We start from the raw sequence: 18,716 nt of genomic DNA on the forward strand, positions 1-18,716 counted from the left end.
ACGTACTAGACTGGACGGTTGGTATGTTGCTAGTTACACTATTCCTCATTCTCAGCATAAAGAGTAAGACCAATGAAAGACATGCGACAAGCTATGCTCGATGCAGGGTTTAGTCTTATTAATGAACACGGATTTGCAGGCGTTGGTTTAATGAAAATCATCAACCAAGCTGAAGGCACGAAGGGTTCTTTTTACCATTACTTTAAATCTAAAGAGCACTTTGGTGAGATCCTTCTTACCAACTACTTTGATGAGCATCTCGCTAAGCTGGATGACTTTTTAAGTGATGAGTCGCTTTCTCGTCGTGATCGCGTTAAAGCCTATTTCGAGTTTTGGTGCGCATCAAAACTGACTGAGGACTTCAATATCCAATGTCTTGTCGTAAAACTGGCGGGAGAAGTATCTGGCTCTGCTAACCCATTGCAATCAACCATGGCAGAAGGTGCTGAGAAGATAATCCTACGTATGGCAAAACTGTTTGAAGAAGGCAATGAGGCTGGTGATTTCACTATCGCAGAGCCAGAATCGCTATCTCGAACGCTTTACGGTCTTTGGCTAGGATCTACGTTAATGGCTGCGATGCAAAGAAATCGTTCGATTCTAAGCAATGCGATGGAAGAAACCTTACTCGCTTTGAGTTCAAAAGACTAATCAACGACCATGCTCAAAGGCTCGCATATTTAGCGAGCTTTTTTGTTTTCAAGCTCAATGATTGTCTACTTCGACTTTTACTTGTCACCAAGAAGATAACTTTACCTTGCACGCTGCGGCATCCCATTGGTTTGCAAAAGGGCATTAAGTGTAGGGTCGATATGTTTGAAAAACTTAAGCCAACCTTCACACAGGTAATTTAACCCAGCCTCACCGTCACGACTGGTAATGATTCGGTTCTTGGGGCACTCACCATGGCAAGCAAATTTAAACTCACAAGTTTGGCACTGTTTAGGTAGTGACTTTTGCTTCGCAAATCCAAAGGTTTGTTGAGCAGGTGAAAACGCCAATGTTGATAATGGCTTGTCGTGGACATTACCCAACTTGAATTCTGGGTAAACATAGTGGTCGCATGAATACACATCGCCATTAGGTTCAACCGCCAGCCCCTTGCCACAGATTTCACTCAAGGTGCACATGGTGCTGTCTCTTCCCATCCAAACACCGACAAAGTTTTCAAAGTAAGGGATGAGTACTCGACCAAAATCATACTCAAACCACTCATCAAAAACGGCTTTAAGAAACTCTCCCCACTCTAAAGAACCAACACTCCAAGATTCGACCTCTCCCGAAACCGGAATGATCGCTTGCTGATGGGAAAGCCATTGGTTATTAGTGTGCGCTTCTCGTTTATCTACGACAGGAATGAACTGAAGCTGCTTTGAGCCCACTTCGTCACGTAGAAAACGATAAACCTCTATTGGGTGTTGGCTCGTTACATCGTTCACACAGGTTAAGGTTGCAAACTCAACGCCATGCTTCTTTAGAAAACCAATCCCTCGCATGGTTTGAGAGAAGGTCCCCTTGCCCGCACGGTTGGTTCGGTAGTGGTTATGCAAATGTTCGGGGCCATCAATGCTCACACCAATAATGAAGTGATTATTCTTAAAAAAGTCACACCACTCATCATTGAGCAAAGTGCCATTGGTTTGCAGATCATTGCTGATTTTGCTGTAGCTTGGGCAATACTTTTTTTGTAGTTCCACCACCTTTCTAAAGTACTCAATCCCCAGTAAGGTAGGCTCGCCGCCATGCCAAGAGAAGATAGTTTCTGGAGTGTTTTGGCCTTCGATGTACTGCTTGATATACCGCTCTAGCAGTTCCTCATCCATCACATATTGAGTGCCCTTAGGGTATTCAAGCAGCTGTTGCTTTTCCAAGTAATAACAGTAGGTGCAGCTGATATTGCATACCGCTCCAATCGGTTTGGCCAATGCCTGAAGTTTACTGTGTGCTTTACCGTTAAATTGAGGAATAGTGCTTAGATTTGATAGTGATAATGCCGTCATGAAAAGTACCTCGATGTAAAAGTTTTTGTATTGGCTAAAACAGTCCGTAGTTCCTTTACACGGTATCTAGCGGCCAACTCAGCTTTACCGCGCTAAGCTGGCCAACTGATTCATTTCCTCTATTTCACGTTCTCAAACGGGTTCCACGCTTCATCAACCGGCACAATATTTTGTGCTTTTTCGTACTCTTGATACTCAGCGATCATCTCATGGAACAGATCGGGCAATTGCTCTCTTAAGTCGTGCTGTTCGGCAGGATCTTTCTTGGTGTTGTATAGATGCCACTCACTATCACCACCCATGCCGGTAGAGATTCGAATAATCTTATAATTACCTTTAAGTAGAATTCCGCTGCCAAACAGTTCGAACGGAATCGAGTTATCTGAGCTGTGAACCTTCGGTGTCTCTCCTTTGAAGTAAGGCACTAAACTCACACCACTCATCGGTGCCACTTCTCTACCTTGATATTCCGTTCCCGGATGTTCTACATCGGCAATTTCTAGAATGGTGGCTGCGATGTCTTTAACTTGTGACAAGTCATCTGTTTGAGTTCCCGGCTCTAATGCTTGCTCCCCCTCTAAGACGACTTTCGCAGGTTTAACAATGAACGGAACTCGGATACCACCTTCCGCGGTATAGGCTTTGTACCAAGACAAACCACCGGTGGACGCACTCGCCCACTCAGGACCAAGTGACACACTAGAGTTTGCTTTGCCTAAGTTTTCAGTCGAGTTATCAAAGTGATGCGCCGTCCATGTTCGAATCAGATCACTGATATTTTCACCGGTAATATCTGCAGCTTCTGGGCCGTTATCTGCGAGATACATGATGTAAGTATTGTCGTATTCCCCGATCTCTTTTAGGTAATCGACAATCTGGCCAACTTGCTGGTCTTGCATTTCCATCATGCCCATCGCGACAGCCATTTTCTTGCCGTACCACTTTTGCTCTTTCTCAGAGAGCGAATCCCAAGGACGGCTTAATGAATTACGACCTGAAATATCCGCATCTTTAGGAATTACTCCCATCTCTTGCATACGTTGGAAACGATCCTCTCGAACCGAATCCCAACCATGTTCAACGTAGTAATCGACTTTATCTTGATAGGCAGACTCAGGCGCTTGCAGTGGCAGGTGAATACCGGTGAATGGGACGTAAGCGAAGAAAGGCTTGCCGTCGTCTTTTTTGCTGTCGATCATCTTGATGATCTCGTTGGTGTACACTTGGTCTGAGTATTCGCCTTTGTATTTATCCTCAACCACTTCACCGTTGCGGTAAGTTGGCTCAACTTCAACGCCGGGGATATCGCCTTTTTGCAACGCATCCGCTGTCGCGGCGTTTTTGGCTGGGAACATCATATCTCGGTTAAAGTGATTCGAACCGCCCGCTAAAATACCGTAACTCTCCCCAAAACCTCGATCATCCGGTAGGAAGCCATCCTCGTGTCCCAAATGCCATTTACCAGAGAGGTAAGTGTTATAGCCGCTCTCTTCAAGCAGCGTGGCGACCGTGACACCTTTCTTGGTGAGGTAACCTTCATAGCCTGGCTTACCAATAGCCCCAGGGTACACAGCGTAATCAAAGGTGCCTAAACCAACCTCGTGACTATTGGCACCGGTAAGCATCATTGAACGCGTTACTGATGAGGTTGGTGAAGCGTGAAAGTTAGTGAATTTCACCCCCTCTTCGGCCAACGCCATCAAGTTAGGTGTATCGACTTCTGAGCCATAAGGCTGGGTATCTGCAAAGCCCACATCATCACCAACAATAACCACAATATTCGGTTTTTCAGATTCGGCAGCAAAGGCTGCACTGCTTGCTGCTGCCATTGCGGTGAACAGCACGGATTTCTTGAATGTCTGCATAAGACGTTCTCCAATTTCTATGATTAACTTTTTCTGTGATTAACCTTTTTGTGATTAACTTATTCTGCAATTAACACAGGTTAGGATTTGAATTAGTGCGCGGCTTGGGACATCCAATGTAATAAGTCGAGCGCAGGGTCATAATCTTGAGCGGCTGCCATACCAATCCAGGTGACAGCTTCCGCTTGGCTCACTTCAACGCCACTACCAGAGAAATACATCAGGCCAAGCTGAGTTTGAGCTTCAGGGCTACCTTTACTCGCGGCGGTCTCGAACCACTCCGCCGCTTTATCATCGTTCTGCTCGACGCCCTCTCCGCTCAGGTATAAATAAGCGACAGAGAGCTGGGCATCCAATTGCCCTTGGTAAGCTTGATCCAACAGTTGCACGACATCTTGATGCTGCTGCGATTGAACCATAGTGGCCTGGTTCTTAGAGCTTTCGCTTCCAACACTTGCTTTGGCAAAAAACAGAGCAGCCAAAACACCGGTCAGAATCACGGTAGTTAAACGTTTATTGATCATTTATTTCCTCCTCGGGAATAAAGGTCACAACGTCCCTGTTGAATTATTTAGGTGAAAAGTAGGAATGGCGCGATGATGCACAAACTAGCCAGCAATACGTTTTCAATCTTCATGGTGAGTCCTCGGAGTACAATTAATGACTAAATATTCTCAGCAACTAACTAGATGGATTTTTCTATAATCTGCTCAATCACTTGCTTTGAAATTGGGTAAAACTGGAAGCAGATATCTTTTTCAATCGCTTGGGCAATATTGCTCTTCTCTTGCGCGTCAAACTCCCAATGACTAAAGCGTTTCATCGCTCCGACACGGGTTTGGAAATCATTTAAAAAGCCCAACACTCTCTGATAAATCATCTCGTCGGTACCCGTGCAATCAATCGAGAACGCTTGAGCCAATTTGAATGCATTTGGCATATAGAATTCAGGCAGAGCTTCAATCACAACCGGCATCAATACCGTGTTGGCATCGCCATGAGGGATATGGCTAATCGCACCAAATGCATGAGCACAGTTGTGGATCGGGATACCGCCCAATGAAGAGTAGAACGCAGAGATCGCCATCGTACTCGCTTGAAGAAGATTGCCGCGTGCCGTGAGATTTTCAGGTTCCTCAAGTGCCACAGGTAAGTTTTCAACAATCAATTTTGCCGCTTGGATACCGTAAGCATCGGTAAAAGAATTACTCATTGGCGAAACAATCGCTTCAACCGCATGTGTAAGTGCATCCATCGCAGTGGAGCGAGTAAGGTGCGCGGGTAACTTGGTCGTAACCGTTGGATCAAGAATCGCAATGTCAGCTTCCAAGCCAGACGCGACTAAACTTGCCTTAATGTTTTCATGCTCGTTGTAAAAAACAGCAATCGGAGAAGCTTCTGCGCCCGTGCCTGCTGTTGTTGGTACCGCAATGTGAGGCACTCGAATGTCTTCGTTATTTGGCCACACTTCCATAAAGCCACCGCCGGCAATCACAGTGCGGATATCATCAATCTGTTTATGAAGTGCGTATTTCACGCCTTTCGAAGCATCAATCACACTACCGCCTCCGGCTGACAAAATAGCGTCTGCATTCAAGTTATTCGCAAACTCAATTGCAGAGTTAATGTTGTCGCACGTCGCATCCGGAGCAATGTCGGTATACACGCCGACGAGTTGCGCAGCATCTTGGCCAGCTTCCTGATTAACAAACAGTGCCGAGAACTGCTCAACAAAGCCCAACGATTCCAATCCCTTATCAGAAAAAAGTACGACACGTTTTGCGCCTAATCGAGTGAATAAAGATGGAATATTTTCGATCCCGTTCTCTTGAGCGTGAACAATGGTTTTCAGTTGAAAATTAAAATTATTGGCTGTCATGGTGGTTACCTCATTTCTAGTTGATGACTAAACAATAACCAATACAAACCGGTCGGTCTAGGATGTAAATGTCAAAGATATGTCAATTAAGATCATTGAAGATCATTTCGCACATACAAAAAAACCCGCAAATGCGGGCTTAGAAATATTTGATTCAATGAGTTAAGCAACCGAGGTTAACGCAAATGAGCGGGCACCTTGGTTTTATCTCGATTGAGATAGTAGTAGAGATAAACCAAAGAGTAGATGGTTACAAACGCGTCAAGCGCAAACACACCACTCCAACCGTAGAACCACTCATAGTCATTAATACAAACGTTGTATAAGAAGATGCCAACAAACATCGACTTCTCAAACGCGCTGTAAATCATGGTCGAAGTACGTAGTGACTTGTACTTGGCAGAGAACATCAACAGCACGCCAATACAACCAACCATCACCCCCCAGTGCTGATAAGTACCCAACAGGTACTCTTTGTTTTCCATCATCGCCTCGTTGTAGGAGAACAGCGTCTGCATACTCCAGTCCGGTGCTAAGAAGGTGGAAAAAGCAGTAGCAGTCAACAATCCGGTGATCATCAAATACGACTTCATGGTTCTTTCAAAAAAACGTTCTAACATAAGTAACCTCTTAAATAATTTCTAAAATGAATAGCGGAATGTCGGGTGTGATTTACTTGCCTAGCATGTTCATCACAGCCGCCTTTAATTCGTTGTCTTCTTTTGAAAACAGATGCTTAACGCGATGATCTAAGCCGGTTTCCAATACTGTTTTAGCGTGAGAGAAAGTGATAAACCCTTCTTTGCCGTGATAATTGCCCTGCCCTGATTCGCCAATGCCACCAAACGGCGCATCGTCGACCGCCAAATGAAAGACACAGTCATTGATACACATCCCTCCCGAGTGCACTTGCTGCTTCACTTGAGACTGGAGGCTAGAGTTAAAGCTCATCAAGTACAGAGCTAAAGGTCTTGGTTTGCTATTGATGATCTGGAATGCTTCATCAATGTTTCGATAGGTGATCAGCGGCAGTAACGGGCCAAAAATCTCTTCGTTCATCACCTTAGAAGACAAGCTAGGTTCAACGATCAAATGCGTCACTAATCGATGAGTATCTAAGTCCATAGCATCGTCATGGCACGCAACAATTCGTGTCCCTGCTTGCTGTTCGTCATTCAATAGGCCGACAATACGGTCACATTGGCGGGGGTTAATCAAAGAGGTCAAATTCTCGGAATAGATCCCTTCATCAAACAGCAGTTGGTACTGTTTTTTGTACTCAAGAATAAAGGCCTCGAGCTTATCTTCGGGAAGTAATACGTAATCCGGAGCAACGCATACTTGGCCGTTATTAAGGCTCTTGCCATAAATGATTCGCTCAACAGCAAGATCAACTGGCATGTCTTCGGCCACAATCACTGGCGACTTACCACCCAATTCAAGCGTGACAGGGGTTAACGTGTCAGCCGCAGACTTCATCACCTGACGCCCTACTTGAGTTGAACCCGTAAACAAAAGGTGGTCGAACGGCAGCGCAGAGAAAGCCGCAGCAACTTCAACTTCTCCTTCAACAAGGCAAACTTCATCAGAGTGGAATACCTCATCCAACAAGGCTTTCAGTACTTGATTGGTTGCGGGAGTAAATTCACTCATCTTAATCATCGCGCGATTGCCCGCAGCCAACGCTGAGATAAGCGGCCCTACAGACAACATGATAGGGAAATTCCACGGAGTAATAATTCCCACCACACCTTTTGGTTGATAAACCACTTCAACACGAGAAGTTGAAAGTAAAGGGCCGGAGTGGCGAATCGATGAAGTCGACCAATGAGGCAAACACTCAATGCTATGGTCGATGTTTCCCAGACAAGGAAGAATGTCGGCCATCAAGGTGTCTTGTCTGCTTCGGTGACCGTAGTCTTCACTGACCGCTGCACACAAACGGTCGGTGTAATCAATAAGTGCAGATTTCAGAGCTAATAACTGTTCAATTCTCACCGGTACCGTCGGCATCGGATCATTTGCAAAAGCTTCCTGCATTTTCTTCAACGTCGCTGTCATTTGTGTTGCCGTCAATTCATGTTTCATACGTCACCTCATCGTTGGGAGATGCACACAATAGTACATAACAAACCGGTCGGTCTAGATGTTTTTTGTCAGAGAATCGTTAATGCTATAGGTAATCAATGCATAAATATTAAGTGGACTAGGAGAGTACGCGCAGAAAAAGTGAAAAGCCGAAAAGGCCATAATTGAGATGGTACGATCAAAAATGGCCGCTCTAAGCGACCATTTGTTGCGATTTTAATTCATTGTTTTAAATGAAAAATTAGCTTTTAGCGATATTAGCTATGCCTTCAAGCTGAAGAACTGGAGCCGCGTCAATGTCTTCCGCGTTCATCATAGATGACACACGTTGCATCGAAGAAAGCAGCAGACTTTGCTCCCACGGCTCAAGGTTTTGAAATTTGTTAACGAAGCTATCTTGCAGTGGTGGTGGCGCATTGTTTAGCAGCTCTTGACCTTTTTCGGTCAAGTTTGCATGTACTTTACGACGGTCAGCAACACTACGGATACGTTGTACATAGCCATTCACCTCTAGACGATCAATGATCGTAGTGGTGGTCGCTTGGCTTACATTGGTGTGGTTAGACAATTCTTTGATCGTCACGTTACCCATTTCTTGGATTGCTCTCATTAAGATTAATTGAGGGCCAGTCAAACCATACTCTTTACTCAGCTTCTTCGAATGTAAATCGATAGCGCGAATAATTTGGCGAATAGCGACCAGGATTTCGTCATGTTTGTCCAAGATTCAGACCTTTGTACTAATATACGGTGAATGTTTTCACAGTGCTTAAGCGATTAGAATTCCAATTAATAGAGCTAAAGGTGCTCAGGAATTACACTGTAAATTGATAAATTACTTCATTAATTTTTCCGCATTGTACTGATGTTCATACTATTCTCAATCTTTTCTATGCCTCTGAATTTGCGCAGGGCAACACTTTTGCTCAATGAGTCACGATTTTCGCTCTTATATCGGCTAACAAGGTAACAAAAAGCCAGAAGTCGTTAACAAATAAAAAAGCAGAGCGGTCAAACAGGTAGAGAGATTGTGATGGCCTCACTACCTATTTAATGTTTCGACATCTGACTATTTTAGTTCAAAAGATCAAGCAGCACTGTTTAGTTGAAAATTACCTGTCAGCGCGTTGTAAAACTCACTGTTATCCAAGATTCCGACCAATTGATTATCTTCAACTAGCAAAATCGGATGGTTACTGATCTGCTTGAGCTTAATTGCGTCGCGCATGCCAATCTCTGGGCTTACCACAACAACACTCGAACCGCTTATCTCGGTTAAATCATCAGACTCATTCCACTCGACAAGTGCCAAATCCGATTCACCTTTTACAGACAGCTCCCCTTCGCTATGCTCAACCCATAGGTCTTTAGAATCACAGATCTGCCAGCTGTCGTTATCTTGAGTCAGTGATTCAAGAGGCTGCATCAATGAGCGACCTTTAAGTACATTCAATGGGTTGGTGTGAGCCACGAAGTCCTTAACGTACTCGGTTTTTGGTGTGAGTACGATCTCTTCAGGTTTACCGTGTTGAATCAGTTTGCCTGATTCCATGATCGCGATGTTGTTACCAATCTTCAGCGCTTCGTCTAAGTCATGGCTGACGAACAGAATCGTTTTGTTTAGCTTGTTCTGTAACGTGATCAACTCATCTTGAAGCTGTGCACGAATCAATGGGTCAAGCGCTGAGAACGGTTCGTCCATCAATAGAATGTCAGTGTCCATGGCAAACGCTCGTGCCAAACCGACACGTTGCTGCATACCACCAGAAAGCTCATGCGGGAATTTCGTTTCCCATTCCGCTAAGCCAACCATTTCAAGCTGTTCACGCGCCTTAGCACGACGAACATCTTTGGCGACACCTTGCATTTCAAGGCCAAAGGCCACGTTATCCAACACGGTTAACCAAGGCATCAATGCAAACTTTTGGAACACCATCGAAACACGGTGGGTACGCAGGTGACGAAGTGTCGCTTCATCGCACTGTTCACCTAAATCGACCTGCTTATCGCCATCTTTAATCGCCAGCGAGCCGCGGCTGATCTCATTTAAGCCGTTTACAGCTCGAAGTAACGAAGATTTCCCTGAGCCCGATAAGCCCATCAGCACACAGATTTCGCCCTCTTTAACCGTGAGAGATACATTGTCTACGCCCACGACTTGGCCTGTCTCATCAATGATCTCTTGACGAGTTTTGCCTTGGTCGAGCAACTCAAGCGCTTGCTTCGATTTATCACCAAAAACGACATCGAGGTTTTTAATCGTAATTGCGTCCACTGGCTTTTGTTCCTGAGAAATAGACATGATTAAGCCTCCTTCTGGTTAGGTGTTTTGCACAAGCGATCCAGAATGATAGCAACGAGTACAATCGCAAGTCCCGCTTCAAAACCTTGTGAGATGTTCACTGTGTTCAAGGCACGAACCACTGGTTTACCAAGCCCGTCAGCACCAACAAGCGCCGCAATCACGACCATAGAAAGCGATAACATGATGCACTGAGTGACACCTGCCATGATGCTTGGTAATGCTGCCGGCAATTCCACTTTGAGGAGTAACTTCATACGGCTAGCGCCAAACGCTTTACCCGCTTCAATCAGCTCTTCTGGCACCTTAGTCACACCCAAGTAAGTCAGACGTATTGGCGCTGCGATAGCAAAAATTATGGTTGAGATTAAGCCCGGAACGATGCCTAAACCGAATAGAACCAAGGTTGGGATAAGGTAGACAAACGTTGGTACCGTCTGCATTAAATCAAGAATGGGGCGTAGTAAGGTATATAACCAAGGGCGGTGCGCTGCCATGATGCCAACCGGTACGCCAATTAATACGGAAATCGTTGTCGCCGCAAAGACGAGAACAAAGGTTTCCAGCATTTCTTGCCAATAGCCAAGGTTGAGTATGGTCAGAAGCGCCGCGACAACGAAGATCACCAACGACAATTTACGGTGTAAATACCAAGCGATCGCAGCAGTAATCACGATAGGGAGCGCAGGCGGCATCCATTTAAATACATCGACTAAAAACAGAATAACGGTTTCTAAAAAGATAGAAATAGCATCAAAAAAGCCCGCTGCGTTGATAGTTAACCAGTCAACACCAGCTTCCATCCATTGTCCGACAGGGATTTTGTTTTCCGTAATAAAATTCACAATATTGCCTTTCATTATTGGTGGGTCGAAGCCCACCTTTATTCTTTATGTAGCTTTGGTAAACAGATAGGTAGAACTATGCTTTTACTTGCTTTAGGTATTCAGTAACCGCTTGAGTTGCTGATTCACCTTTATGAGTTTTTACGTTGTCTAACCAAGCTTCCACTTGCTGTGGATTGCTGTTTAACCATTGCTGAGCCGCTTTCTCTGGCTTCACATTTTGGTTCAAAATCGCTTCCATCAACTGGTTTTCCATCTCTAATGTGAACTCTAGGTTTTGCAGAAGCTGACCGACGTTTGAACATTCAGATAGGTAGTTTGAACGAACATTGGTGTAAACATTCGCGCCACCGTAATTCGGGCCAAAGAAGTCATCACCGCCAGAAAGGTATTCCATCTCAACGTTACTGTTCATCGGGTGCGGTGCCCAACCAAGGTAAACAATCCATTGGCTACGGCGTGCTGCGCGTGATACTTGCGATACCATACCCGCTTCGCTTGACTCAACTAGGCTAAAATCTTTTAGACCGAATGCGTCTGAGTCGATCATCGATTGGATTAGACGGTTACCATCATTACCTGGCTCAATGCCGTAGATACGGTCTTTGAATTTGTCAGCGTGCTTTGCAAGATCTGCGAAGCTTTTAACCCCCGCGTCGTACACGTATTTAGGTACCGCTAGTGTGTATTTCGCACCTTCAAGGTTGGCACGAACCGTTTCGACAGTGCCTGCTTCGCGGTATTTAGCAATGTCACCTTCCATAGTCGGCATCCAGTTTCCTAGGAACACATCGATGTCACCATTAGCCATTGAAGAGTAAGTTACAGGTACTGAAAGTAGGTCGGTTTTGGTGGTGTAGCCTAGGCCTTTTAAAAGCTCAGTAGTGACAGCGGTGGTGGCGGTAATGTCAGTCCAACCGACATCGGCAAAACGGACGTTTTCACATTGTTGTGGTTCAACGGAAGCGTTAGCTGCAAATGCAAATGAGCTAATCGCAAATGTGGCTAACGTTTTTGTGGTCACGTTGTGCATGTTTAGAGTCGTCATAATGGTTCCTTTTAATCTTTCCTTTTTTCTGCCTCTTCTCAAACAGTAGAGGCAGTTTTGCTGACTTTTAACTAATTATTTTTATTTCTGTTTTTCACTTAGTCATAGGGCGTTACGCTTCCCTGACTGGTTTGTTGATTCTTTGCTTTTCTTGCCATTCCGGCGCAATCCACACTGGCACGTCTTGTTCTTTGAGCATTGGTTTCCCCAAAATCAAATCAGAAGCGCGCTCAGCAACCATGATGGTTGGCGCGTTTAAGTTTCCGTTTGGAATGGTTGGGAAAACAGACGAGTCAACGACACGCAGATTATCAACGCCGCGAACGCGACACTGCTCATCAAGCACTGCCATTGGGTCGTTATCTGAACCCATTTTGCAGCTACAGGATGGGTGATAAGCACTTTCAACATTCTGCTTAACCCACTCGTCAATCGCTTCATCAGAAGTCACATCCGAGCCCGGCTGAATCTCTTCGCCACGGTAAATATCCATCGCAGGTTGCGACAAAATTTCGCGCGTTAGGCGAATACAATCACGCCAATCTTGACGGTCTTGCTCGGTCGAGATGTAGTTGAAAATGATCTCTGGCTTAGCATGCGGATCGGCCGAAGTGATAGCTACCGTGCCGCGGCTTTCTGGCTTGTTAGGTCCAACGTGTACTTGGAAGCCATGACCATCAAAAGCGGCTTGGCCGTCGTAACGCATTGCCGCTGGTAGGAAGTGGTATTGAATATTTGGCCACTTCAATCCTTTACGAGATCGAATGAAGGCGCACGATTCAAAGTGATTGGTTGCACCTAAGCCTTTGCGAGTAAGAATCCACTCTGCACCTATCATTCCTTTACTCACTAAACCAAGCTTACTGTTAAGCGTGATAGGTTCATTACAGTGGTATTGAAAGTACACTTCTAGGTGGTCTTGAAGGTTTTCACCCACACCACTCAACTCGTGTTTAACTTCCACGCCTGCCTTTTCAAGTACCGCTTTCGGGCCTATACCTGACAGTTGCAGTAGTTGAACAGAACCGATAGAGCCCGCAGAAGAGATCACTTCTTTGTTCGCCATCGCGGTTTGAACGTGACCAGACTTTTCGAACTCAACACCGACTGCTTTCTTGATTTGATCCGATTGAGCCTCGATCAGAAACTTGCGTGCCACGATGCCTTTTTTCAACGTAAGGTTGGGGCGCTTCAATGCGCGACGCAGATAAGCGTTAGAGGTTGAGGCTCTAACCCCCTTGTCTACTGTCATATGCATGGTGCCAAAGCCTTCTTGCTGGTAGCCGTTGTAGTCTTGTGTTTCTGGGTAACCGGCGTCTTTTCCCGCGTCGATGAAGGCTTGGTAAAGTGGGTTAAGCGCCATATCGTTACCGTTACATGTGCCGACAGGACCATTGTCACCACGGTATTCGTCACCGCCTTTATTCCACGATTCAGCACGGCGGAAATAAGGCAAACACGCTTGGTAATTCCAGCCGGCAGCGCCCTCTTCTTCCCACTGGTCGAAGTCGCATGCGTGGCCACGCACGTAAACCATGCCATTGATTGACGAGCTACCACCTAACACCTTGCCACGTGGACAGTGCAGTTCACGTCCATCAAGGCCCGGTTCCTGCTCGGTTTCAAATTGCCAAGCGTACTTTTCAGTATTCATTGGGTAAGAAAGCGCAGTTGGCATCTGGATAAAAATGCTCTTATCCGTACCACCAGCTTCCAGTAATAAAACGCTATGTTCACCGCTTTCCGTTAGCCTATCCGCTAACACACAGCCGGCCGAACCCGCGCCGACGATAATATAATCGTAGCGTTGTTCCATGTTATCTATATCCCTGAGATGAGTCAGTTTGGCTAGCTCTATCACGCTAGCCCGTTAAATCGAGTGTTACGCGTTAGGCATAAGGGCTGGCGTAATCGCCAAGTTCGATAAGAATGCTCTTAGTCTGCGTATAGTGAAGTAGAGTCTCTGGTCCGTTTTCACGACCAATACCCGAAAGTTTGTAGCCACCAACAGGCATTTCTGCCGGTGAATCGCCCCACGTGTTTACCCAACAAATACCCGCCTGCATTTGGTGAATAACACGGTGTGCGCGAGAAAGATTCTGTGTGAATACCCCTGCAGCCAGACCATATTTGGTATCGTTGGCGCGGCGAATTACATCGTCTTCGTCGGTAAACTTCATCACCGACATAACTGGGCCAAAGATCTCTTGCTGAACGTGTGGCATAGAATCATCACAATCGACAAACACGGTTGGAATAACAAAGTTGCCGTTTTCAAGACCGTTGTCTGTCACTTGATAACCGCCCGTCAACAAAGTTGCGCCAGACTGCTTCGCCAGCTCAATCGCGCCAAGAACTTTCGAAAGATGCTCTTTAGAGATCAACGCACCGATCTGAGTCTCCATCTCCATTGGGTTACCAATGATCAGCTTCTCAGTGCGTGTTTTAAGTTGGTCGATGAAATCGTTGTAGATATTTTCGTGAACGTAAACGCGAGTACCGTTAGTGCACACTTCGCCTTGGGTGTAGAAGTTTGCGACCATCGAAGCCGCAACCGCATCATCCAATTTCGCGTCATCAAACACGATCATTGGTGATTTTCCGCCAAGCTCCATCGTCACAGATTTCAGCGTCTTAGCGCTATCAGCCATAACCGCTTTGCCCGTACCGGTTTCACCCGTAAACGAGACTTTCGCGATATCTGGGTGCGCCGTTAGCATCTGGCCCACACGGTAGTCACCCTGAACCACATTGAATACGCCATCAGGCAGTCCTGCTTCGGTAAAGATCTCGGCAAGCTTTAGAGCTGTGAGAGGAGTCTCTTCAGACGGTTTGAAGATCATCGCGTTGCCCGCCGCCAGCGCCGGAGCTGATTTCCACATCGCGATTTGAATTGGGTAGTTCCACGCGCCAATGCCCGCACAGATGCCCAGTGGTTCACGGCGTGTGTAGAAAAATTGAGATTCGCTCAGCGGTTGTTGGTCACCTTGCATCGTCGGCGCCAGGCCAGCAAAGTATTCAATAACATCCGCGCCAGAGGCTACGTCCACTTCAATCGCTTCTTGTAGTGGTTTACCGGTATCAACAACCTCAAGTTTTGCAAGGTCATCATTTCGAGCTCTAAGTATTTCGACCGCCTTCAAAAGAATACGACTACGCTCGACTGCTGTCATTGCAGACCACACTGCGAAGCCACGTTTTGCTGATTCGATAGCGCTATCTACATCCGCTGCAGAGGCTTGGCCCAGCTTGGCAATAGGTTCGCCGTTTGCAGGGTTGATGCTATCAAAGGTTTCACCAGACGTAGCTTTCACTGCTGCGCCGTCAATGTATAACGAGTTCATTTCCATTTGAGATTCTGACTTAGTTGTTGTTATTAGACTCTGCTGGTCTTGTTTGAATGTTAGTTGTAAGTATTGGTCGTTCTAGTGCTGTTCTATGACTAAACTGTGGTCTACTTGGTATGACACGAGTAGAACGTTAGTTGTTTATCAAGGTAATCATTGATGATGGCTTTGGCTTTCTTAGCATCGATACCATCAGGGTTTAACGTGCCTCTCAGCCATAAACCATCAATCAGAGAAGCAATCCCGTGAGCAACGAGATCCGCTTGTTCATGATCCAAAATACCTTTCAATTCAAGGCGTAAATGCGAGAGTAAACGTATTTCATTCACGCGCTGTAATCGTTTTAACTGTTCGTCATGCATGGAGTAAGACCAAAACGCCAACCACGCCTTCGCGACCTTATTCTCGGCTTGATAGCCTTCGAAGTTGCCATCGATGATCGCATTGATCCTCTGTTGGTGAGCATCAACAGGGAGGGCTTTTAATGAGGTGGTGATGGTATTGGAGAGTTGGCGAAGAATTTCGCGCATGGTTTCTTCAAGCAGGCCATGTTTGCCGCCAAAATAGTGATTGATAATACCGGTAGAGACTCCCGCTTCTTTGCTGATCAACGCAATACTTGCGGCATGCAAACCGACTCGATCAATCACCGTCATGGTCGCTTGAACAAGCTGTGGTTTACGTATGTCAGGCATCCCAACCTTCGGCATTTCTCAGTCCTTTTATTTTTTATTGAACGTTCAGTTAAATATAAAATGACAGAAATTTAGTTAGGGTTCAAATGATTATTTAAAACAAACCGTTAACAAAACAACACCACCCAAACAGCAATTACAATAAAAACAACTACTTAACATTAATTTAGAGCACTAATCAAATTCATTAAAAGTTTGAACTATGATGGTTATGGCTCAACAGATATTGATTAAAACGCCTAAGTTTTAAGCAGAAGAGGAGGTGGGCTTACTAAATGAGAGAGCCCTCTTTTCAGCTCTATTTTTCTTTGGAATAAAGGAAGGGAAAGCAGGTGAAAAATAAAAGTACCCAAATATTTGGGTACTTTACGTTGGAGATACTATCGCTCGATATTTTGTCGAGGAGCGACACGTTACTAGAAAGCCAAATGGTAACTATTGCTCGACTGATCAAGTGTGATCACCCAGCTCTGTTCTTGCTCCTTACTACTCATTGGCACCCAACGAGCATAGATCTGCTCCCAGTTGCCATTGACTTCTAACTCTACGACATCGGTGTGTGTTGGATAAACGGTTGTGATTCGAGAAGTAGGCTCCGCAACAACATCACCATTACTCATGACAAATGCTGACTCAGAGTACAAATGAAGAGCCCCTGCCGTCGTTCCCGTGTAATCCATTGACAAGCTGATCTTCTCCCCAATATCAAATGAGAAACCAACAGGCGCCACAATGTCAGACGTACTGATCGCGGCTGGTTGGATTGCTGACGCAGGCAGTTGAGCAGGCGTTGGAGACGGTGTCGCATCTGGAGTCTGTGCAGGTGATGCACTCGTGTTACCACCGCCACCTCCTCCACCGCCGCCACAAGCACTGACTATGAGTGAGAAGGATGTCATGGTGATTAATTTGCTGATCTTATTCATGCTGCTCTCCTACTCATCCGTCGCTGATATAACTTTGTTAGTGGTCGGTGCTTTATACCATTCACCATCAGTTTCACCGCTGCTGGTTACCCATGTAGGGAATGACGTATAGGCATCACTGATATCAACCAGTTCTACAGGGTGATCCCATTCGTCTCGAATATTAATAACCCATGGCATGTTATTGCTGGTTTTGAACGACTCAGAGCCTGAAGAGCTATCATCATGACTGTTGAACAAGGTGTCATTCATATCACTTGTACCTGAAAACTCTTTTAAGTGAGTTTGCCACGTCATACCCGGTGGGGTCGCAACGAAGTCACCGTGATAAGTACCATCAGCTCCAAAGATAAACGAGTCATAAGGTGGGTAACCTATATCATCACGTGATACTGGTGTAGTAAATTCCACGTACAGTTGGTAGTTAAGCACGTCACCGTTTTGTACCCCAGAACATGCACTTTGGGTTCGGTAGAAAACACAGCTCTCTGTTAGTTCACCTAAGTTTTCCAGATCCTCTCTTAGATTTTCTGACACCATCAATATCGTCTCACTGTCTCCCGCTTGTAAAATCGTGTGACCAACGGCAACGCCATTACGAGTGAGTGTGGTAGATGCTACGTTCGCAGGTAAAACATTCGGTAGTTTCACTGCATAACCATTCGAGTAGCCTGCCCCCATCGCTTGAAGTGTGTAATCTACAGTCAAGTTTTTAAGTTCTCGTTGACCATTGAGCTGCTCCGTCACTTTGTAGCGCCAAACCACATCATTGAAGTCGTAGTCACCTTTTAGTGGCCAGTTATCCTCAAAGGCGATCGTTGCGTAGCTGTTCGAACTTGGGTAGACGGTTGTCACTGTCACATCTTCATTGTTCTCTTGGACAAGCACCTCATATTTTGAGTCTGTTGTGCCATCTTCGTTAACCCCATCAACAGCAATAAATGGCGTAACTTCAACAGTAAAGATCAAATCATTAAAATCGTTGTCTCCAGTTGGACGATAAATATCCTCAAAGCCAAGTACCAAAAACTCATTCTCTGTATCCAGGAAAGCAACATTATGTCTTCTATTGTCAGCTGACGCCTCAGGGTTAAGCGCTGGATAGCTGTAGAAAGGTGTGCCCCAGCCACCAAGCCACGGGATGTTGTTATAAGATCCTTCCCAGCCCCAACCATTCGAGATGATAAAAAAGGCTAATGTTTGACCTGCCGTAAGCTGGACACTGAGATCGATGGAGTCCCCTTCTTGCATTTCCCCAACATCAGCAATGGACGTATTAGGAAACACCACGACGTGTGCGTTGATATCGTCTTTAGTAACTGGAGGGTTATTGGTATCAAAAACGAAGTAACCAAGAGTGTTACGGTAACCCGCCCCTTCATTCAAAAAAGTGATTGTGGCTGTGGCGTACTCTGCACCGTCCAACTCATCATCAATGTCGATGCTCGAGTAGCGCTCAGGGGCAATAAAAGCGCTGTTGACGGTGGTACCTTCAGGCAACATCGAATAGACGTTGGTTAGCACGTCTTGGGGCAGTGATGCTGACACCGAATACGTATTATTAGGTTTACCTTTTTCTGAATAGTTGGACGCATCCGCGCCAGATTCAAACGTTAGATCCGCCGTGGTCAACGCCATCGCGACACATGGCACCAAGCAACTCGGCAGTATGACTGAATTCCAATTTCTCATTCTGTTCCCTCTTTCACTAGCCTGAAACG

At 45.7% G+C, this 18,716-nt stretch carries 16 protein-coding genes; 1 reads left to right on the forward strand and 15 read right to left on the reverse strand.

What is annotated here, in order from left to right; translation table 11 throughout:
- Nucleotides 1–72 precede the first annotated feature (72 nt).
- A complete protein-coding gene (locus F0251_RS02545; RefSeq protein ID WP_105058553.1) occupies nt 73–651 on the forward strand; it encodes a TetR/AcrR family transcriptional regulator in 579 nt (192 codons plus the stop codon).
- Nucleotides 652–752: 101 nt separating this feature from the next.
- On the opposite strand, the gene F0251_RS02550 is transcribed toward F0251_RS02545, so the two are convergent.
- The 15 genes from F0251_RS02550 to F0251_RS02620 form a co-directional block, all read right to left on the reverse strand.
- Nucleotides 753–2,000, reverse strand: coding sequence for an anaerobic sulfatase maturase (locus F0251_RS02550; protein WP_171730246.1), 1,248 nt, complete (start codon nt 1,998–2,000; stop codon nt 753–755).
- Between the two features lie 119 nt (nt 2,001–2,119).
- Nucleotides 2,120–3,865 carry an arylsulfatase gene (locus F0251_RS02555; protein WP_171730247.1) on the reverse strand — a complete coding sequence of 582 codons (1,746 nt, stop codon included), beginning with the start codon at nt 3,863–3,865 and terminating at the stop codon, nt 2,120–2,122.
- A gap of 92 nt (nt 3,866–3,957) precedes the next feature.
- Nucleotides 3,958–4,389, reverse strand: a complete 432-nt coding sequence (locus F0251_RS02560) for a tetratricopeptide repeat protein (RefSeq protein ID WP_171730248.1) — start codon at nt 4,387–4,389, stop codon at nt 3,958–3,960.
- A gap of 161 nt (nt 4,390–4,550) precedes the next feature.
- The gene (locus F0251_RS02565; protein ID WP_171730249.1) at nt 4,551–5,744 is read right to left on the reverse strand and encodes an iron-containing alcohol dehydrogenase; all 1,194 of its coding nucleotides are present in this window, start codon (nt 5,742–5,744) and stop codon (nt 4,551–4,553) included.
- Nucleotides 5,745–5,920: 176 nt separating this feature from the next.
- On the reverse strand, nt 5,921–6,364 hold the full coding sequence (locus F0251_RS02570) for a hypothetical protein (protein ID WP_019824532.1): 444 nt from the start codon (nt 6,362–6,364) through the stop codon (nt 5,921–5,923).
- Between the two features lie 52 nt (nt 6,365–6,416).
- Nucleotides 6,417–7,832, reverse strand: a complete 1,416-nt coding sequence (locus tag F0251_RS02575) for a coniferyl aldehyde dehydrogenase (protein ID WP_116871176.1) — start codon at nt 7,830–7,832, stop codon at nt 6,417–6,419.
- 241 nt (nt 7,833–8,073) lie between these two features.
- The gene (locus F0251_RS02580; RefSeq protein WP_004736861.1) at nt 8,074–8,556 is read right to left on the reverse strand and encodes a MarR family winged helix-turn-helix transcriptional regulator; all 483 of its coding nucleotides are present in this window, start codon (nt 8,554–8,556) and stop codon (nt 8,074–8,076) included.
- A 363-nt stretch (nt 8,557–8,919) separates the two neighbouring features.
- Nucleotides 8,920–10,134 (reverse strand): choline ABC transporter ATP-binding protein, encoded by a 1,215-nt coding sequence (gene choV / locus F0251_RS02585; protein WP_061031998.1) that lies wholly within the window; start codon nt 10,132–10,134, stop codon nt 8,920–8,922.
- A gap of 2 nt (nt 10,135–10,136) precedes the next feature.
- Nucleotides 10,137–10,979: a choline ABC transporter permease subunit gene (choW, locus tag F0251_RS02590; protein WP_004736863.1), complete on the reverse strand. Its 843-nt coding sequence runs from the start codon at nt 10,977–10,979 to the stop codon at nt 10,137–10,139.
- Between the two features lie 76 nt (nt 10,980–11,055).
- Nucleotides 11,056–12,027 (reverse strand): choline ABC transporter substrate-binding protein, encoded by a 972-nt coding sequence (locus F0251_RS02595; RefSeq protein WP_061031997.1) that lies wholly within the window; start codon nt 12,025–12,027, stop codon nt 11,056–11,058.
- 112 nt (nt 12,028–12,139) lie between these two features.
- Nucleotides 12,140–13,843 (reverse strand): choline dehydrogenase, encoded by a 1,704-nt coding sequence (gene betA, locus F0251_RS02600; RefSeq protein WP_171730250.1) that lies wholly within the window; start codon nt 13,841–13,843, stop codon nt 12,140–12,142.
- Nucleotides 13,844–13,916: 73 nt separating this feature from the next.
- Complete coding sequence (gene betB, locus F0251_RS02605; protein WP_171730251.1) at nt 13,917–15,377, reverse strand: betaine-aldehyde dehydrogenase; 1,461 nt, start codon at nt 15,375–15,377, stop codon at nt 13,917–13,919.
- Between the two features lie 104 nt (nt 15,378–15,481).
- Nucleotides 15,482–16,084, reverse strand: a complete 603-nt coding sequence (gene betI, locus F0251_RS02610) for a transcriptional regulator BetI (RefSeq protein WP_061031994.1) — start codon at nt 16,082–16,084, stop codon at nt 15,482–15,484.
- Nucleotides 16,085–16,485: 401 nt separating this feature from the next.
- The gene (locus F0251_RS02615; RefSeq protein ID WP_102425773.1) at nt 16,486–16,995 is read right to left on the reverse strand and encodes a hypothetical protein; all 510 of its coding nucleotides are present in this window, start codon (nt 16,993–16,995) and stop codon (nt 16,486–16,488) included.
- Between the two features lie 9 nt (nt 16,996–17,004).
- On the reverse strand, nt 17,005–18,687 hold the full coding sequence (locus F0251_RS02620) for an LruC domain-containing protein (RefSeq protein WP_061031992.1): 1,683 nt from the start codon (nt 18,685–18,687) through the stop codon (nt 17,005–17,007).
- Nucleotides 18,688–18,716: the final 29 nt, after the last annotated feature.

This window comes from Vibrio sp. 070316B (genome assembly GCF_013114115.1).
GTDB classification, from domain to species: domain Bacteria; phylum Pseudomonadota; class Gammaproteobacteria; order Enterobacterales; family Vibrionaceae; genus Vibrio; species Vibrio chagasii_B.